Below are 17,183 nucleotides of genomic sequence, written 5' to 3'. Positions count from 1 at the left end.
GCCGCCCCGCCCGCCTCCTCGACCAGCAGCGCCGCCGCGCCCGCTTCGGCCTCCCCGGCCGGCGACCGCCCCGCGCCGCGCGTCGTCGTGGTCGGCGGCGGACCCGGCGGCTACGAGGCCGCCCTGGTGGCCCGCCGGCTCGGCGCGGAGGTCACCGTCGTCGAGCGCGCGGGCCTCGGCGGCGCCGCGGTGCTCACCGACGTCGTGCCGTCGAAGACGCTGATCGCCACCGCCGAGTGGATGACGATCGCCGAGCGCGCGCACGACCTCGGCATCCGCCTGGACGTGCCCGCGGGCCCCGCGGAGGACGACGCGCCGGGGGAGGACACCGGCCGCAGCCGCCGGCACAGCATCGACCTCGCCGCGGTGAACGCCCGGGTGCGCGACCTCGCGCTGGCGCAGTCCCGCGACATCCGCACCCGGATGGAGCGCGAGGGCGTCCGCGTGGTGATCGGCCACGGGCGGCTCGACGGCCCGGAGCGGGTCGTCGTCACCGGCGACGCCGAGGAGACGCTCGACGCGGACGTGGTGCTGCTGGCGACCGGCGCGACCCCGCGCACGCTGCCCGACGCGCAGCCGGACGGCGAGCGCATCCTCACCTGGACGCAGCTGTACCACCTGGACGCGTTGCCGGAGCGGCTGATCGTGGTCGGCTCGGGCGTGACCGGCGCCGAGTTCGCCGGCGCCTACGTGTCGCTGGGCTCCCAGGTGGTGCTGGTGTCGAGCCGCGACCGGGTGCTGCCCGGCGAGGACGCCGACGCCGCGACGATGCTGGAGGAGGTGTTCCGCACCCGCGGCATGGAGGTCGTCGGGCGCTCGCGGGCCCAGGCGGCGCGCCGGACCGAGGACGGCGTCGTGGTGACGCTGGCCGACGGCCGGGAGATCCACGGGTCGCACGTGCTGCTCGCGGTCGGGTCGATCCCCAGCACGGAGGACCTCGGGCTCGCCGAGGCGGGCGTGCGGACCACGCCGTCCGGGCACATCGAGGTGGACAAGGTGTCCCGGACGTCCGCGCGCGGCGTCTACGCGGCGGGCGACGTGACCGGCGTGCTGCCGCTGGCGTCGGTCGCGGCGATGCAGGGGCGGATCGCGATGTCGCACGCGCTGGGCGACGCCGTGGCGCCGCTGCGGCTGCGCGGCGTGGCGGCGAACATCTTCACCGCCCCCGAGATCGCGACGGTCGGCCTCTCCGAGACGGCGCTGATCGAGCGGGACGCGCACTTCGTCACGCACACGCTGCCGCTGGCGCGGAACCCGCGCGCGAAGATGCTCGGCGTCCGGGACGGGTTCGTGAAGCTGTTCGCGCACTCGACGGCCGGCACGGTGCTCGGCGGCGTGGTCGTGGCGCCGCGGGCGTCGGAGCTGATCTTCCCGATCACGCTGGCCGTGTCGCACAGCCTGACGGTCGACGACGTGGCGAACGCCTTCACGGTGTACCCGTCGCTGTCGGGCAGCATCGCCGAGGTCGCGCGGGTGCTGCACCAGACCGACCAGGGCTGAGGCCGGCGCGCGCCGGCGCGCGCGCCCCGGCCCGCGCGCCGGCCTCCGCGTCAGCCCGCCCGGACCTCGGTCACCAGCGCCAGGTGGTCCGAGGAGTCGTCCGCGAGCACCCGCGCCTCGGCGAACCGCACCCCGCCGCGCCCGAGCACCCAGTCGATCCGCACCGCGGGCTCGTTGCTCGGGTGGGTGAGCACGTCCTCGGCGCCCGCGGTGTCCATCGCGCTGACCCAGCCGGCGTCGGCGAGCGCGCCGACCTCGGCGGAGCCCGGCTCGGCGTTCAGGTCGCCGGCGAGCACCGACGGCCCGTCGTCGGGCAGCGCGGCCTCGAGCGCGGCGAGCTGGTCCAGCCGGGTGCCCACGTTCTCGTCCCGGTGCTGCAGGTGCACCGACGTCACCCGGACCGGCGCGCCGCCGGGACCCGCGACCCGCGCGGTCAGCGCCGACCGGTCCTGCGGCCCGGCGCCGTACGGCAGCGCGACGACCTCGACGTCGGTGAGCTCCGTGCGGGACAGCAGCGCGTTGCCGAACTGCTGGTCCGCCGCCGGGGCGAACGCGACGTGCATGCCGAGCCGGTGGCCGAGCCAGGTGAGCATGTCCGCGCCGCCGCCGAGCACCCAGCCGCGCGACACCTCCTGCAGCGCGACGACGTCCGGGCCCTGGGCCTCGATCGTGCGGGCGATCTGCTCCAGGTCGACGGCCGTGTGCGCGGCGACGCCGTAGTGCAGGTTCCAGTCCAGGACCACGAACGAGTCCGGGTCCCGGTCGGCGGCCGGTGCGGGGGCGGCGAGCGTCGCGGACACCCAGCCGACCAGGAGCAGCGCGACCGACGGCAGCACGAGGAACCGCAGCGCGTTGGCGCGCAGCGGGGGAGCGGGCTCGCGCGCGGCGTCCGCGCTCGCCGGGGTCCGCCACCGCAGCCCGCCGGTGGCGAGCAGGGCGGCCGCCAGGACGACGACCCACGCGTTGTCGACGCCGAGCGGGACGTCGTAGTCGAGCAGGTAGAGCAGCAGCACGACGACCAGGCCCAGCCCGACGCCGCCGGTGGCGAGCGCGGTGCGCGGGATGCCGGGCGGCGCGGGCCGGCGGGTCTTCAGCGCGACGGTGAGCACGACGCCGGCGGCGGCCTCGGCGACCAGGATCGCGACGAGCGCGGCGACGCCGGTGCTGAGGAACGCGACCGCGGTGGCGACGGGCAGCAGGACGGCGGCGGCCCAGCGCACCGGGCGGGCCATGATCCGCGGCACGAGCAGCAGCCAGGCGGTCAGCGCCGAGGCGAGCACGGTGGCGGTCCCGGCGGCCATCAGGGGCAGGTGCGACTGCGCCGCGGCGAACGCCGGGTTGCCCAGCACCATGACGACGAGCGCGAGCGCGGGCCCGAGCACCCAGGTCCGGCGCGGCCGGCCGGTGGCCTGCTCACCGCGCGCGACCCACGCGAGCGCGACGGCGACCAGGACGAGCGCCACGGCGACGACGCTGCCGAGCACCCCGCCCCGCCACAGCGGGTCCCAGGTGCCGAGCGCCAGCTGCAGCGCGGCCGACAGCCCGGTGCCGAGCGTCAGCCCGAGCGCCGCCTGCCGTCCGCCGCCGGCCCGGCCCGCGACCAGCGTGGTCGCCAGCACCAGCGCGGCGACCGCGAGCGACGCGGTGAGCAGCCCCGCGACGAACCGCGACCCGTCGTGCACCACCTGCGTGACGAGGCGGGACGCGCCGAGGACGGTCACGGCGACCAGGACGGTGCGGCCGGACGCGGTGCCGGAGCCGCGGCGGCCGGTGCCGACCAGCGCCAGGGCGGCCAGCAGGCCCGCGCCGAGGAACGTGACCAGCGCCGCGCCCGCGACGGCGACGGTGCTCACCGCGAACGCGCGGTCCAGCACGGGTCCGGCGGCGCGCACGGCGTCGACGGCGAGCACCGTCACGAGCGCCACCAGCGAGACCCGGGTCGCGGTGCCGGCGTCCGGGGGGAGCGGGCTCCCGGCCGGCGACGGTGCGGACGCGGGGGGCACCGACGGCGGTGCGGCTTCGGGGACGCTCACGCCGTCAACGTAGTGGGCGGCGCGCCGCTCCCGCGAACGACTTCCCCCCGCCGGTGGGTCAGGCCGGGGCGGCGCCGCCCTCGACCTCCGGCGGCAGCGAGGCCCGCAGCGTGGGCCAGGCGTCCGCGAACGCGGGCAGCAGCGGCAGCGCCGGCACGTCGTCGAGCGCGACCCAGGCGATCGCGAGGCTCTCGTCGTCGGTGGGCCGCGCATCGACGGGGCCGGTCGTGACGGCGACCACCGTCGTGTAGGACCAGTCGCCGTGGTCGAGGACGTGCTCGCCGACGACGCGGACGGACGCCGGCTCGATCCCCGCCTCCTCCAGCGACTCGCGCAGGGCGCCGTCGACCGCGGACTCCCCGGTGTGCCGGGCCCCGCCCGGGAGCCCCCAGGTGCCGCCCTGGTCGCTCCACGGTGCGCGGTGCTGCAGCACGACCGCGGCCGCGTCGGTCCCGGTCGCCGGGCGCGCGAGCAGCAGGCCGGCGGCGCCGGCGGTGCCCCAGTGCCGTCGGCCGCACCGGCACTCGACCCACCCGTCGCCGGGGTGGTGGGGTCGCCGCGCCACGGTGCTCAGTCGACGATCTCGCAGATGGGGGTGCCCGCCGCGACCATCCCGCCGACGTCGGCGGACAGGGATGCGATGGTGCCGGCGCGGTGCGCGACCAGCGGCTGCTCCATCTTCATGGCCTCGAGCACCACGACCAGGTCGCCCTCGGCCACCGTGTCGCCCTCGCCGACGGCGACCTTGACGATCGTGCCCTGCATGGGGGAGGTGAGCGCGTTGCCGGACGCGGCGGGCCGGCCCGTGGCACGGCGCGGGGCGGAGCGGCGGGGGCCCGCGGCGGCGGCGCGGCCGCGGCCGGCGCGCAGGGCCAGAGCGGCGGGCAGCACGACCTCGAGCCGCTTGCCGCCGACCTCGACGACCACGCGCTCGAGCTCGGTGGGCTCGCCGTCCTCGTCGGAGCCCGTCGCGGTGACCGCCGGGGTGCCGGTGAGCGTGGGCAGCCGGTCGGCGAACTCGGTCTCGATCCACCGGGTGTGCACCGAGAACGGCTGGTCCGGGTCCGTCGGGACGAACGCGGGCTCGGCCATCACGGCGCGGTGGAACGGCACGACCGTCGGGATGCCGGCGATCTCCAGCTCGGCCAGGGCGCGGCGGGCGCGCTCGGCTGCCTGCTGCCGGGTCGCGCCAGTGACGACCAGCTTGGCGATCATCGAGTCGAAGGCGCCCGACACGGTGTCGCCCTCGACGACGCCCGAGTCGACGCGGACGCCGGGGCCCGCGGGGAACCGGAGCGTCGAGATCTTCCCGGGCGCGGGCAGGAACCCGGCGGCCGGGTCCTCGCCGTTCAGCCGGAACTCGAAGGAGTGGCCGCGGGTCTCCACGTGGTCGTAGCCGAGGGCCTCGCCGTCGGCGATCCGGAGCTGCTCGCGCACCAGGTCGATGCCGCTGATCTCCTCGGACACCGGGTGCTCGACCTGCAGGCGCGTGTTCACCTCGAGGAACGAGATCGTCCCGTCCGCGGCGACGAGGAACTCGCACGTGCCGGCGCCGACGTAGCCGGCCTCCTTGAGGATGGCGACCGAGGCGTCGACCAGCTGGGCGCGCTGCGCGTCGGACAGGAACGGCGCGGGCGCCTCCTCGACCAGCTTCTGGTGCCGGCGCTGCAGCGAGCAGTCCCGGGTCGACACGACGACCACGGTGCCGTGCTCGTCCGCGAGGCACTGGGTCTCGACGTGCCGCGGACGGTCCAGGTACCGCTCGACGAAGCACTCGCCGCGGCCGAACGCCGCGACGGCCTCGCGCACGGCGGAGTCGTACAGCTCGTCGATCTCCTCGGAGGTGCGGGCGACCTTGAGGCCGCGGCCGCCGCCGCCGAACGCCGCCTTGATGGCGACCGGCAGCCCGTGCTCACGGACGAACGCGTGCACCTCCTCGGCCCCGGACACCGGGTCCGGGGTGCCGGCGACCAGCGGGGCGCCGGCGCGCTGCGCGATGTGCCGCGCGCTCACCTTGTCGCCGAGGTCCCGGATCGCGGCGGGCGGCGGGCCGACCCACACCAGGCCGGCGTCCAGGACGGCCTGCGCGAACTCGGCGTTCTCCGACAGGAACCCGTAGCCCGGGTGCACGGCGTCGGCGCCGGAGCGGCGGGCGACGTCGAGCAGCTTGGCGATGTCGAGGTAGGTCTCGGCTGCGCGGGCGCCGTCCAGGGCGTACGCCTCGTCCGCGACGCGCACGTGCAGCGCCTCGCGATCGGGGTCCGCGTACACGGCGACGGAGGCGAGGCCGGCGTCGCGGCAGGCGCGGGCGATGCGGACGGCGATCTCGCCGCGGTTGGCGACGAGGACCTTCGAGATGCGGGGCACGGCTCACCGTAACGCGGGGGACCTCCGGCGTTCACGCCCGCGGGCCGTCGTGCCGCGAAGATCGCCGATCCGGCCAACCGGGTCCCCGCGCCGTTGGAGGGTTCCACAGCGGACGGACGGCGTCCGCCGCGCGCCCCGGCGCCGCGTCGAGCGCCTACCGGACACGTCGAGCGCCTACCCGCGGGATGGGCGCTCGACGTGTCGGCTGTGCACCCGGTACCGGTGCGTCAGGAGGGGAGGCGGGTCCAGAGGGTGTGGATCGGGACGCCCCGCGCCGCGAGCAGGCCCCGGAGCAGCGGGAGGCTCAGGCCGACGACGCCGTGGTGGTCGCCCTCGACGCCGGTGATGAACGCGCCGCCGAGCCCGTCGATCGTGAACGCGCCCGCGACCCACAGCGGCTCGCCGGTGGCGACGTAGGCGTCGATCTCGGCGTCCGAGACGTCGGCGAAGTGCACGACGGTCGTGGACGTGGCGCCGTCCTCGGCGGGCCCGGTCCGGTCGCCGCCCGCCGCGCCGTCCCGGCGGTCCACCAGCCAGTGCCCGGTGTGCAGCCGCCCGCTTCGGCCGCGCATCGCCCGCCAGCGCGCCGCGGCGTCCGCGGCGTCGGCCGGCTTGCCGAGCACCTGCCCGTCGAGCTCCAGCATCGAGTCGCACCCGAGCACCAGCGCCCCCGCGTGCCCGGGCGCCACGTCCCGGGCCTTGGCGCGGGCGAGCAGCAGCACCGCCTCGGCGGGCGGCACGTCACCGGCGGCGGCGAGCACGGCGGGCTCGTCGACGGCGGACACGGCGACGGTCGGCTCGATCCCCGCCGAGCGCAGGGTCGCGAGCCGGGCGGGGGAGGCGGAGGCGAGCACCAGGGTCGTCACCCGGCGAGCGTACGGCGAGGTCGGGGACGTACGTCCCTCGGACGGCACCGGTCCCGTGCCGATGATGTCCGGGGAACTCCCAGGAGGGGATGCGACGATGACGGGCGTGACCGAGGACAGCGCGCGGGCCACGCGCCCGAGCGGCGCAGCAGCCGACCCGACCGACCTGCTCGACCACGCCCGGGAGGACGACGACCCCGACTCGCCCGCACGCGCGGCGTGGCGCCGCCGGACCGCGATCGAGATGGTCGTGTCCGGCGTGATCGGGCTGCTCACCTCGTTCGTGCTGTCGGTCGAGGCGTGGCACCTGGCCGCGAACCCCGCGGCGACGTTCAGCTGCGACCTCAGCTCGGTGATCTCGTGCGGCACCGTCGCCCGCACCTGGCAGGCGCAGCTGCTCGGCTTCCCGAACGCGTTCCTCGGCATCGCCTTCGAGTCCGTGGTCATCGCGATCTCGGTCGCCGGCATCGCCGGGGTGCGGTTCCCGCGCTGGTACATGCTCGGCACCCAGGCGCTCTACACGGTGGCCCTGGTGTTCGCGTGGTGGCTGTTCCTGCAGTCGTACTTCGTCATCAAGGCGCTGTGCCCCTGGTGCCTGCTCATCACCGTCACCACGACCCTGGTCTGGGCGGGCCTGACCCGGTGGAACGTCCGGGACGGCCACCTGCGGCTGCCGGGTCGCGCCGGGCCGTGGGCGCGCGGGTTCGTCGCGTCCGGCAGCGACTGGTACGTGACGATCGCGGTGCTCGTGCTGTTCGTCGCGGCGATCCTGCTCAAGTACGGCCCGACGCTGCTGGCCGCCTGAGCCGCCCCGCACGCACGAGGCCCCCGGACCGCGCAGGTCCGGGGGCCCTCGTCGTCCCGCGCCGGTCAGGCCAGTGCGGTCCGCAGCACGTCGAGCGGCAGCGCGCCCATGCCGAGCGCCCGGGCGTGGAACGCCCGGAGGTCGAACGCCTCGCCGCGCTGCTGCGCGGAGTCCGCGGCGCCGTCCCGGATCTGCTCCCAGATTCGCTGGCCGATCTTGTAGGACGGGGCCTGGCCCGGCCAGCCCAGGTAGCGGTTCAGCTCGAACCGGATGAACTGCTCGGGCATGTTGACGTTGGCCCGCAGGAACTCCCACGCCTTGTCGGCGTCCCAGGTCCCGCCGCCCCAGCGCTCCGGCGCCTCGAGGCCGAGGTGCACGCCGAGGTCCAGCACCACGCGGGCGGCGCGCATCCGCTGCCCGTCGAGCATGCCGAGCCGGTCGCCCGGGTCGTCCAGGTGCCCGAGGTCCGCCATGAGCCGCTCGGCGTACAGCGCCCAGCCCTCGCCGTGGCCGGACACCCAGCACGCCAGCCGGCGCCAGGAGTTGAGCTGCGCGCGGTTGTAGACCGCCTGGCCGACCTGCAGGTGGTGACCGGGGACGCCCTCGTGGAACACGGTCGTCTTCTCGCGCCAGGTGTTGAACGTGGTGACCTCCGGCGGCACCGACCACCACATCCTGCCGGGCCGGCTGAAGTCGTCGGACGGGCCGGTGTAGTAGATCCCGCCGTTCTGGGTCGGGGCGATCCGGCACTCCAGGGTGCGGATGGCGTCCGGGATGGTGAAGTGCACGCCGTCGAGCGCGGCGACCGCCGCGTCGGAGGTCTCCTGCATCCAGCGCTGCAGCGCCTCGGTGCCCTCGAGCCGGCGGGACGGGTCGGCGTCCAGCGCGGCGACGGCCTGCTCGACGGTGGCGCCCGGGCCGGCGATCTCGGCCGCCACGGCCTCCTGCTCGGCGACGACGCGCGCGAGCTCCTCGAGGCCCCACTGGTAGGTCTCGTCCAGGTCGACGGTCGCGCCCAGGAAGTACCGGGACCACAGCGCGTAGCGCTCGCGGCCCGCGGCGTCCGCCTCGGGCGCCTGCGGGGCGAGCTCGTCGCGCAGGAACGTCACCAGGTCGGCGTAGGTCTGCCGGGCGGCCTCCGCGCCGCGCTCCAGGTCCGCGCGGAGCGCGTCGCCGCCCTCCTCGACCGCGGCGGCGGCCTCGGGGCCGGTGACGAACGAGGTGAAGAACGACGACGACGCGTCGGCCAGCTCCTCGGCCTGCGCGATGGCCTCGCGGACCTGGCGGATCGCCGGGACCTGCCCGCGCGACGCGGCCAGGCGCAGCGACTCGACGTAGCCGGCGCCGGAGCGCGGCAGGCCCGCGAGCCGCTGGGCGGTGGTCGCCCAGGCCTCGGGCCCGTCGGTGGCCATGATGTCGAAGACGTCGCGCATGCCCTGGACGGGCGAGGCGATGACGTTGAGGTCGGCGAGCCACTCGCCGGCCTCGTGCAGCTCGAGGTCGAGGCCGAGGCGCTCGCGCATCGCGGCGAGCGTGACGGCGTCCACCTCGTCGGCCGGGGCGAGGCCGTCGAGCTGCGCCAGCGTGGCGCGGGCCGCGTCCGCGCGCGCCTCGTGCCCGGCGGGGGAGAGGTCGGTGACCTCGTGGTCGTGGCCCGTGACGCCGAGCGCGGTCGCGCCGAACGGGTCGAGGGCGGCGGTGGTCGCGACGTACGCGTCGGCGACGGCGTCGATCGGGGTCGCGGGGCGCTGCGGCGCCCCGGTGGTGTCGGGTGCAGTGCTCACCCGGACGACCCTACCGGCGTCGCGCCGGGGCGCCCGGGCTTTCCCCATCGGCCCCGGCCGGGCGCGGGCGGCCGGCGGGGCCGCGTCAGCGCAGGCTGCGCCGCCAGGCGTCCGGCCCGGTCCGCCACGCACCCCGCGCGCCGGGGAGCGTCCGCGCCCGGTCCGCCCAGCCCGCGCGGGGCAGCGCGTCCTCGACCGCGTCGTCGTCCCCGGGCACGGACGCCGCGACCAGGCCGGCGACCAGCGCCGCGAGCTCGACGTCGTCCGGCGTGCCCCGGACCACCTGGACGTGCGGCAGCGCCGCGGCGTCGCCGCTCACGCCTCGTCCCCGCCGTCCTCGTCGTCCTCGAACGTCACGGGCGCCCCGCGGGACGCGCCCCAGCCCTCGACGGTGAAGCCGCTGTCCAGCAGGCGCTCGACGATCTCCGCGCCGCCGTTGTCGACGATGCCGAGCACGGCGTCGATGGACTGGTCGTGCGGCGCGGCCGGCACGCTGATCACGAACCCGAGGTGGAACTCGTCGGTGTCCTCGTCGGCGGCGGGCGCCTCGGACGGCGCGGCCTCGTCCTCCCACGTCATGCCGGTGAGCTCGGAGTGCATGCCGAGGCTCTCGTGCAGCAGGTCGTACAGCCGGGCGTTCAGCGCGGAGACGCGGGACTCGAGCGCGAGCACCCGGGGGTCCTCGTCGGCCTCGGAGGCGCCGAACTCGGCGCGCACGCCGGCGGCGGTGTCCACGTAGTCGTGCAGCGCCGCGGCGAGCTCGTCCACCACGCCGTGCATGGCGCCGGTGTCGACCCCGGGCAGCGGCTCGGGGCCGTGCGCGCCGCCCGCGTGGTCGTGCGTGCCGTGGTCGTGGCCGCCGTGGTCCTCGGGGCCGGGCAGCAGCGGGTCGCCGGTCACAGCGGGATGTTCCCGTGCTTCTTGGGCGGCAGCGCCGCGCGCTTGGTGCGCAGCACGCGCAGCGCGCGCACGATCTGCGACCGGGTCTCGGCGGGCGCGATGACCGCGTCCACGTAGCCGCGGTCCGCGGCGTCCCACGGGTTCACGATGGCCTCCTCGTACTCGCGGGTGAGCCGGGCGCGCTCGGCCTCGACGTCACCGCCGGCCTCGGCGACCTCCTTGAGCGCGCCGCGCTGCAGGATGTTCACCGCACCGCCGGCGCCCATCACCGCGATCTGCGCCGTGGGCCACGCGAGGTTCACGTCGGCGCCGAGCTGCTTCGACCCCATGACGATGTACGCGCCACCGTACGCCTTGCGGGTGATGACGGTGACGAGCGGGACGGTCGCCTCCGCGTAGGCATAGATGAGCTTCGCGCCGCGGCGGATGATGCCGTTCCACTCCTGGTCGGTGCCGGGCAAGAAGCCCGGGACGTCGACGAACGTCAGCACCGGGATGCTGAACGCGTCGCAGGTCCGCACGAACCGCGCCGCCTTCTCGGCCGCGTCGATGTCGAGCGTGCCCGCCATCGTGAGCGGCTGGTTGGCCACGATCCCGACCGCGTGCCCCTCGACCCGGCCGAAGCCGACCAGGACGTTCCGGGCGAACAGCGGCTGGACCTCCAGCAGGTCGCCGTCGTCCAGCACGTGCTCGACGACGGTCCGCATGTCGTACGGCTGGTTGTCGGAGTCCGGCACCAGGGCGTCGAGCTCCAGGTCCTCGTCGGTGACCTCGAGGTCCGCCTCCTGCGGGTACGCCGGCGGGTCCGTGAGGTTGTTCTGCGGCAGGTAGGACAGCAGCGAGCGCACGTAGTCCAGCGCGTCGTCCTCGTCCGATGCCAGGTAGTGCGCGACGCCCGACCGGGTGTTGTGCGTGGTCGCGCCGCCGAGCTCCTCGAAGCCGACGTCCTCGCCGGTCACCGCGCGGATCACGTCGGGGCCGGTGATGAACATGTTGGACGTGCCGTCGGCCATGACGATGAAGTCCGTCAGCGCGGGGGAGTACACCGCGCCGCCGGCCGAGGGGCCGAGGATCAGGCTGATCTGCGGGATGACGCCCGAGGCGGCGACGTTGCGCCGGAAGATCTCCGCGAACTGGGTGAGGCCCGCGACGCCCTCCTGGATGCGGGCGCCGCCGCCGTCGCTGATCCCGACCAGCGGCATGCCGGTGCGCAGCGCCAGGTCCATCACCTTGGTGATCTTCTGGCCGTGCACCTCGCCGAGGCTGCCGCCGAACACCGTGAAGTCCTGGGAGTAGACGGCGACCGGGCGGCCGTCGACCGTGCCGTGCCCGACGACGACGCCGTCCCCGGGGACGCGCTTGCGGTCGAGGCCGAAGTTGGTCGAGCGGTGCCGGACGAACGCGTCGAGCTCGGTGAACGAGCCCGGGTCGAGGAGCGCCTCGATGCGCTCGCGGGCGGTGCGCTTGCCGCGGGCGTGCTGCTTCTGGGCCGCCGCCTGCTCGGGCTCCGTCACGGCGCGGCGGTGCCGGTCGGCCAGGTCGGCGACCTTGGCGGCGGTGCCGGCGGGCCGGGGGGCGGCGGGCGTGGCGGCGGTCTGGTCCGCCGGGAGCTGGTCGGTCACCCGCACGAGGCTAGTGGGCCCGCGCCCGGACCGGCCTGGGCGACGGGCACGGACTCCCGCGCGCCGGGTCGTGCGAATGCCACAACGCGGTCGCGAGCGGGGCGGGCGAGGATGGACCCGTGGACGACACCGAGCCCGTCGGGACCCCGGGCGCGACCGGTGCGACCGGCCCGGCCCGCGCACCGCTGCGCGCCGACCAGGTGCGGGCGGCCCTGCTGCACCCCGCGGGGCCGCTGCGCCGGTGCGAGGTGCTGCCGGCCGCGGGGTCGACCAGCACCGAGCTGCTCGCGCGGGTCGCGGCCGACCCGTCGTGGGCGGACGGCGGGCTGCTCGTCGCCGAGCACCAGCAGGCGGGCCGCGGCCGCGCCGACCACACGTGGACCACCCCGGCGGGCGCCGCGCTGACCCTGTCCCTGGCTGTGCGCCCCGGCGTGCCGCGCGACCGGTGGGGCTGGCTGCCGCTGCTCACCGGCCTCGCGGTGGCGCGCGCCGTGCGGGCGGCCACGGGGCTCGCGGCCGGGGTGAAGTGGCCGAACGACGTGCTGCTGCCCCCCGCGGACGGGGCCGACCTGCCGGGCTGGGGCCCGCACCGCAAGGCGGTCGGGATCCTCGCCGAGGTCGCGCCCGCGGGGGACACGGTCGTGCTGGGCGTCGGGATCAACGTCGACCAGGCGCCGGACGAGCTGCCGGTGCCGAGCGCGACCTCGCTGCGCGCGGCGGGGGCGCCGGGCGTCGACCGGACGGCGCTGCTGGTCGCCGTGGTCGGCGAGGTCGTCGCGGTGCTGCGGCGCTGGCAGGACCACGGCGGCGACGTCGCGGCGGCCGGCCTGGACACGGCGGTCGCGGACGCCTGCCTCACCCTGGGCGGGCCGGTCCGGGCCACGCTGCCGGACGGCTCGGAGCTGCGCGGGACCGCCGAGCGGATCGACGCCGACGGCGCCCTGGTGGTCCGGGACGCGGCCGGGGCGGAGCGGGTGCTGCTCGCCGGTGACGTGCGTCACGTGCGCCCGGTCGGTGAACTAGGGTCGCTGTCGTGACGGACGAGGTGCAGGACGGGGTGCAGGCGGCCGCGCTGGACGCGGCGCTGCTCGGCGGCCCGCGGACGCTGTCGCTGCGCGACCTCGCCGACCGGTCGGGGCTCGACCTGGAGCTGGTGCGGCTGTACTGGCGGACGCTCGGCCTGCCGCACCCGGACGCCGACGACGTCGCCTTCACCGGCCGGGACGCCGAGGCCGTCGAGCGGGTCGCCGCGCTGCTGCGGGAGGACGACGTCGGCAGCCGCACGATGATCTCCCTGACCCGCGCGCTCGGGCACACCAGCGACCGGCTCGCGCTCTGGCAGGTTGAGGCGCTGGTCGAGGACATGGCGACCCGGCGCGACCTGGACGACCCGGCCGCCCGCCGCGCGGTCCTGGACGAGCTGCCGCGCCTGGCGCCCGTCCTCGAGGCCCAGCTGCTGCACTCCTACCGCCGGCACCTCGCGTCGATCGCCGCGCGGTACGCCGTCGAGTTCGCGGCCGGCGGCGAGGCCGGGGCGGCCGAGGCGGACCCCGCCGCGCTGCCGCTCGCGCGCGCCGTCGGGTTCGCCGACATGGTGTCGTTCACCCGCCGCACCGCCGGCCTCGGCTCCACGGACCTGTCCGACTTCGTGCAGCGGTTCGAGACCGCCGCGCGCGACGTCGTCACCCAGTGCGGCGGGCGCGTGGTCAAGACGATCGGCGACGCGGTGCTGTTCGTGGCCGACGACGTGCGGACCGGCGCGAAGGTCGCGCTGGAGCTCGCTCGGGTGCTGGGCGGCGACCTCGACGTCGAGCGGGAGCGCGGGGCCGGCGGGCTGGCCGAGGGCGCGCGCGGCGTGACCCCGGTGCGGGTCGGCGTGGTGTGGGGCCGGGTGCTGTCCCGGTTCGGCGACGTGTTCGGGCCGTCGGTCAACGTCGCGGCGCGGCTCACGGACATCGCCGACCCGAGCACGGTGCTGACCGACCCGGCGACCGCCCGGCTGCTGCTCGACGCGCCGGGGATGCTGCTGGAGCCGCTGCCCGAGCGGGAGCTCGAGGGCATCGGGGCGCTGGCCCCGGTGCGGATCCGGACGGCGTGACGGTGGCGGACGGGACGGGGACCGGGGCCGGGGGCGGGGAGCGCCCCGTGCGCCCCGTGCGCCAGCTCCGGCTGGTGGTCGAGGCCGAGGACTACGACGCCGCCCTGGCGTTCTACCGCGACGTGCTCGGGCTGGAGCAGCTCGAGGCGTACGAGGGCGGCGACGGCGCGCACGTCGCGATCCTCGACGCGGGGCGGGCCACGCTGGAGATCGCGAACCCCGCGCAGAAGCGGCTGATCGACGACGTCGAGGTCGGCCGGCAGGTCGCGCGGCACGTGCGCGTCGCGTTCGAGGTGGCCGACACCCGGGCGACGACGGAACGGCTGGTCGACCAGGGCGGGGCCGAGCTCGTCGCGCCGCCCACCGAGACGCCGTGGCGGTCGCTCAACGCGCGGCTCGAGGGCCCGGCGGGGCTGCAGCTGACCGTGTTCCAGGAGCTCGGCCCGGAGGACTGACGCCCCGCCGCACGAGGCGTCGCCGGGGTGACCTGCGACGGGTCGAATCGATTCGCACCGGCGCGCGGCGCGTGCGACGATGCAGCCGAGATGAGCACCGGCGAACCCGTCCCGACCCCCGCCCGACCCTCGACGACCACCGCGCCGCCGCCGGCCGGGGCGGCCACCGCGCCCGCGTTCCGCCCCACCGCGAAGTACGTCCTGCTGCTGGGCGTGATGACCGCGCTGCCCGCGATCACCACCGACATCTACCTGCCGTCGCTGCCCGACGTGGCGCGGGACCTGGACACCAGCGCGGCCGCGGCCCAGCTGACGATGACGATGATGCTGGTCGGCGGCGCCGTCGGGCAGCTCGTCATCGGCCCGCTGTCCGACCGGTTCGGCCGGCGGCTGCCCGTCCTGATCGGCATCGCGCTGCACGTCGTGACCTCGCTGCTGTGCGCCGTCGCGCCGGCGATCATCCCGCTCATCGGGCTGCGGATGGTGCAGGGGTTCTTCAACGCGTCGGCGTCGGTCGTCGCGATGGCGGTGATCCGGGACCGGTTCGTCGGCCCGGACGCGTCCCGGCTGCTGTCCCGGCTCATGCTCGTCATCGGTGTCGCGCCGCTGTTCGCCCCGAGCGTCGGCGGCCTGATCGCCGGCGAGTTCGGCTGGCGCGCGGTGTTCGTCGCCCTCGCGATCTACGGCGCGGGCCTGTGGGTCGTCGTGCTGCTCCGCCTGCCCGAGACCCTGCCGCGCGAGCGGCGGCTGACCTCGGCGCGCGGCGTGTGGAGCGGGTACCGGGTGCTGCTCCGCGACCGGCACTTCGTCGCCCTGGCCCTGCTGCCCGGTCTCGGCCTGGCCGTGCTGATGAGCTACGTCGTGGGCTCCCCGTTCGTGCTCCGCGAGGGCTACGGCCTGACCGCCGGGCAGTTCGCGCTGGTGTTCGCGATCAACGGCATCGGCCTGGTCGGTGGCGCGCAGGTGAACGCCGCGCTGGTCCGCCGGTACGCGCCCATCCAGATCATCCGGGTCGCCCTGCCGGCGTCGTTCGTGCTGGTCCTCGCGCTGCTGGTGCTCGCGCTGACCGGGTGGGGCGGGCTGCCGGCGCTGCTGGTGGTGCTGTTCTTCACGATGTCGCTGGTCAACTTCACGCCGCCGAACGCCTCGGCGATCGCGCTGTCCCGGCACGGCGAGCGCGCCGGCACCGCGGCGGCGTTCATCGGTGCGCTGCAGGCCGGTGTCTCGGGCGTCGTCGCGCCCCTGGTCGGCGTGCTCGGCGAGTCGGCCTGGGCGATGGCGACGGTCATGCTCGCCGGCGCGGGCGGGGCGTTGCTCGTGCTCGCGCTCGCCACCCCGGCGTACCGCCGCGGCGGCTGGACCGAGGGCGGCCTGGGCGCCGCGGTCGAGACGCGCTGACCCGCTCGGGGATCGGCCCGCCCGTCCTCGACACCCACCCGATCGTCGCGTCGCACCACGATCGCCCGGGTGGTCACGCGACGATCCGGTGGGGATCGGGAGTCGCCGCCCGGCTCAGCCCGCGAGGGCGGCCAGGCGGTCCGAGGCCTCGCGGAGCACGGCCTCCTGCTTCACGTAGGTGAACCGCACCGCGGTGCGCAGCGCCCGGTCCGCGGTCGAGCCGTCGTGCGTGAACGCGCCGACCGGGACGCCGACCACGCCGGCGAGCCCGGGCAGCGCCCGGCACAGGTCCGCCGCGTCGCGCAGGCCGTGCCGCGCGAGCGGCCCGTCGAGCAGCCGCGCGGCGTCGGCGACGACGAAGTACGTGCCCTGGGGCCGCACCACGTCGAACCCGGCGGCGGTCAGCCCCGCGCTCAGCAGGTCCCGGCGGGCGGCGAGCGACGCGGCAAGCCCGCGCACGTACCCGGCGTCGGGGGCGTCGGTCGTCTCCAGGTCGAGCGCGTGCGCGATCGCCGGCTGGAACGGCGCGCCCGACACGTACGTGAGGAACTGCTTCACCGCGCGCACCGCGTCCACCAGCGCCGCCGGCCCCGTGACCCAGCCGATCTTCCAGCCCGTGAACGAGAACGTCTTGCCCGCCGACGAGATCGTGAGCGTGCGCGCCGCTGCGCCGGGCAGCGTCGCGAACGGGACGTGGGGCACGCCGTCGTAGGTCAGGTGCTCGTACACCTCGTCGGTGACGACGACGCAGTCGTGCCGCTCGGCGACCTCGGCGACCACCGCGAGCTCCTCGCGGGTCAGCACCGCGCCCGTCGGGTTGTGCGGGGTGTTCAGCAGGATGACGCGGGTCCGGTCGGTGACCGCGGCGCGCAGGGCGTCGGCGTCCAGGCGGAACCCGTCGGGCGTGGCGGCGAGCGGCGCGGTGGTGTGCCGCGCCCCGGCCAGCCCGATGACCGCGGCGTACGAGTCGTAGAACGGCTCGAGCGTCAGCACCTCGTCGCCCGGCTCGGTGAGCGCGAGCACGGCGGCGGCCAGCGCCTCGGTCGCACCGGTGGTGATCAGCACCTCGGTGCCGGGGTCGGGCGTCAGGCCGTAGTGCCGCTCCTGGTGCGCGGCGACCGCGCGGCGCAGCTCCGGGATGCCGGGGCCCGGCGGGTACTGGTTGGCGCCCGCCGCGATCGCCTCCGCCGCGACCCGCTTCACCGACTCCGGGCCGTCGACGTCGGGGAACCCCTGCCCGAGGTTGAGCGCGCCGGTCCCGACCGCGAGCGCCGACATCTCGGCGAAGATCGTCGGCCGCGGCACGCCGTCCGCGCCGAGCAGGCCCGCGGCCCGGGCGACGTCGCGCCAGCGAC

General features: G+C 76.5%; 15 protein-coding genes. 6 read left to right on the top strand and 9 right to left on the bottom strand.

Annotated features, from left to right (window positions below; all coding sequences use genetic code 11):
* The first annotated feature begins 87 nt into the window (after nt 1-87).
* Nucleotides 88-1,500 carry an NAD(P)H-quinone dehydrogenase gene (locus tag G6556_RS08770; protein WP_166940461.1) on the top strand — a complete coding sequence of 471 codons (1,413 nt, stop codon included), beginning with the start codon at nt 88-90 and terminating at the stop codon, nt 1,498-1,500.
* Nucleotides 1,501-1,550: 50 nt separating this feature from the next.
* Here G6556_RS08770 and G6556_RS20190 read toward each other — a convergent pair whose 3' ends face one another.
* The 4 genes from G6556_RS20190 to G6556_RS08750 all read right to left on the bottom strand — a co-directional run bounded on the left by G6556_RS20190 (nt 1,551) and on the right by G6556_RS08750 (nt 6,766).
* On the bottom strand, nt 1,551-3,533 hold the full coding sequence (locus tag G6556_RS20190; protein WP_166940433.1) for an endonuclease/exonuclease/phosphatase family protein: 1,983 nt from the start codon (nt 3,531-3,533) through the stop codon (nt 1,551-1,553).
* 58 nt (nt 3,534-3,591) lie between these two features.
* Nucleotides 3,592-4,098, bottom strand: coding sequence for an NUDIX domain-containing protein (locus tag G6556_RS08760; protein WP_346774801.1), 507 nt, complete (start codon nt 4,096-4,098; stop codon nt 3,592-3,594).
* A gap of 5 nt (nt 4,099-4,103) precedes the next feature.
* Nucleotides 4,104-5,900: a biotin carboxylase N-terminal domain-containing protein gene (locus G6556_RS08755; protein ID WP_346774800.1), complete on the bottom strand. Its 1,797-nt coding sequence runs from the start codon at nt 5,898-5,900 to the stop codon at nt 4,104-4,106.
* Between the two features lie 227 nt (nt 5,901-6,127).
* Nucleotides 6,128-6,766, bottom strand: coding sequence for a Maf family nucleotide pyrophosphatase (locus tag G6556_RS08750; protein ID WP_166940449.1), 639 nt, complete (start codon nt 6,764-6,766; stop codon nt 6,128-6,130).
* A 166-nt stretch (nt 6,767-6,932) separates the two neighbouring features.
* On the opposite strand from G6556_RS08750, the gene G6556_RS08745 reads away from it, so the two are divergent.
* A complete protein-coding gene (locus G6556_RS08745) occupies nt 6,933-7,571 on the top strand; it encodes a vitamin K epoxide reductase family protein (protein WP_240934088.1) in 639 nt (212 codons plus the stop codon).
* A gap of 65 nt (nt 7,572-7,636) precedes the next feature.
* Here the strand turns inward: G6556_RS08745 and G6556_RS08740 are convergent, their stop codons facing one another.
* The 4 genes from G6556_RS08740 to G6556_RS08725 form a co-directional block, all read right to left on the bottom strand.
* On the bottom strand, nt 7,637-9,355 hold the full coding sequence (locus tag G6556_RS08740) for a DUF885 domain-containing protein (RefSeq protein ID WP_346774799.1): 1,719 nt from the start codon (nt 9,353-9,355) through the stop codon (nt 7,637-7,639).
* A gap of 85 nt (nt 9,356-9,440) precedes the next feature.
* Nucleotides 9,441-9,674, bottom strand: a complete 234-nt coding sequence (locus G6556_RS08735; RefSeq protein WP_346774798.1) for an acyl-CoA carboxylase epsilon subunit — start codon at nt 9,672-9,674, stop codon at nt 9,441-9,443.
* Nucleotides 9,671-10,255 carry a hypothetical protein gene (locus G6556_RS08730; RefSeq protein ID WP_346774797.1) on the bottom strand — a complete coding sequence of 195 codons (585 nt, stop codon included), beginning with the start codon at nt 10,253-10,255 and terminating at the stop codon, nt 9,671-9,673. Before G6556_RS08730 ends, G6556_RS08735 begins: the two co-directional genes overlap by 4 nt.
* On the bottom strand, nt 10,252-11,877 hold the full coding sequence (locus G6556_RS08725) for an acyl-CoA carboxylase subunit beta (RefSeq protein WP_166940443.1): 1,626 nt from the start codon (nt 11,875-11,877) through the stop codon (nt 10,252-10,254). The genes G6556_RS08730 and G6556_RS08725 overlap by 4 nt, the downstream gene beginning before the upstream one ends.
* Nucleotides 11,878-11,996: 119 nt before the next feature.
* On the opposite strand from G6556_RS08725, the gene G6556_RS08720 reads away from it, so the two are divergent.
* The 4 genes from G6556_RS08720 to G6556_RS08705 all read left to right on the top strand — a co-directional run bounded on the left by G6556_RS08720 (nt 11,997) and on the right by G6556_RS08705 (nt 15,828).
* Nucleotides 11,997-12,914: a biotin--[acetyl-CoA-carboxylase] ligase gene (locus G6556_RS08720; RefSeq protein ID WP_166940441.1), complete on the top strand. Its 918-nt coding sequence runs from the start codon at nt 11,997-11,999 to the stop codon at nt 12,912-12,914.
* Nucleotides 12,911-13,975, top strand: coding sequence for an adenylate/guanylate cyclase domain-containing protein (locus tag G6556_RS08715; RefSeq protein WP_166940439.1), 1,065 nt, complete (start codon nt 12,911-12,913; stop codon nt 13,973-13,975). The genes G6556_RS08720 and G6556_RS08715 overlap by 4 nt, the downstream gene beginning before the upstream one ends.
* Nucleotides 13,976-14,022: 47 nt before the next feature.
* Nucleotides 14,023-14,430, top strand: a complete 408-nt coding sequence (locus tag G6556_RS08710) for a VOC family protein (RefSeq protein WP_166940437.1) — start codon at nt 14,023-14,025, stop codon at nt 14,428-14,430.
* Between the two features lie 90 nt (nt 14,431-14,520).
* Nucleotides 14,521-15,828 carry a multidrug effflux MFS transporter gene (locus tag G6556_RS08705; RefSeq protein ID WP_166940435.1) on the top strand — a complete coding sequence of 436 codons (1,308 nt, stop codon included), beginning with the start codon at nt 14,521-14,523 and terminating at the stop codon, nt 15,826-15,828.
* Nucleotides 15,829-15,942: 114 nt separating this feature from the next.
* Here G6556_RS08705 and G6556_RS08700 read toward each other — a convergent pair.
* On the bottom strand, nt 15,943-17,183 hold a 1,241-nt coding region (locus G6556_RS08700), incomplete at its 5' end, for an aminotransferase class I/II-fold pyridoxal phosphate-dependent enzyme (protein WP_240934083.1).

Source organism: Cellulomonas sp. IC4_254 (genome assembly GCF_011603975.1).
Classification (GTDB): Bacteria; Actinomycetota; Actinomycetes; order Actinomycetales; family Cellulomonadaceae; genus Cellulomonas.
Note: the sequence above shows the minus strand (reverse complement) of the source record. Positions and strands in the feature narration are given on the sequence as shown.

Bases quoted from the DNA above. Each gene is read 5' to 3' on its own strand.
- G6556_RS08705 (WP_166940435.1), top strand. From the start codon at position 14,521: ATGAGCACCGGCGAACCCGTCCCGACCCCCGCCCGACCCTCGACGACC.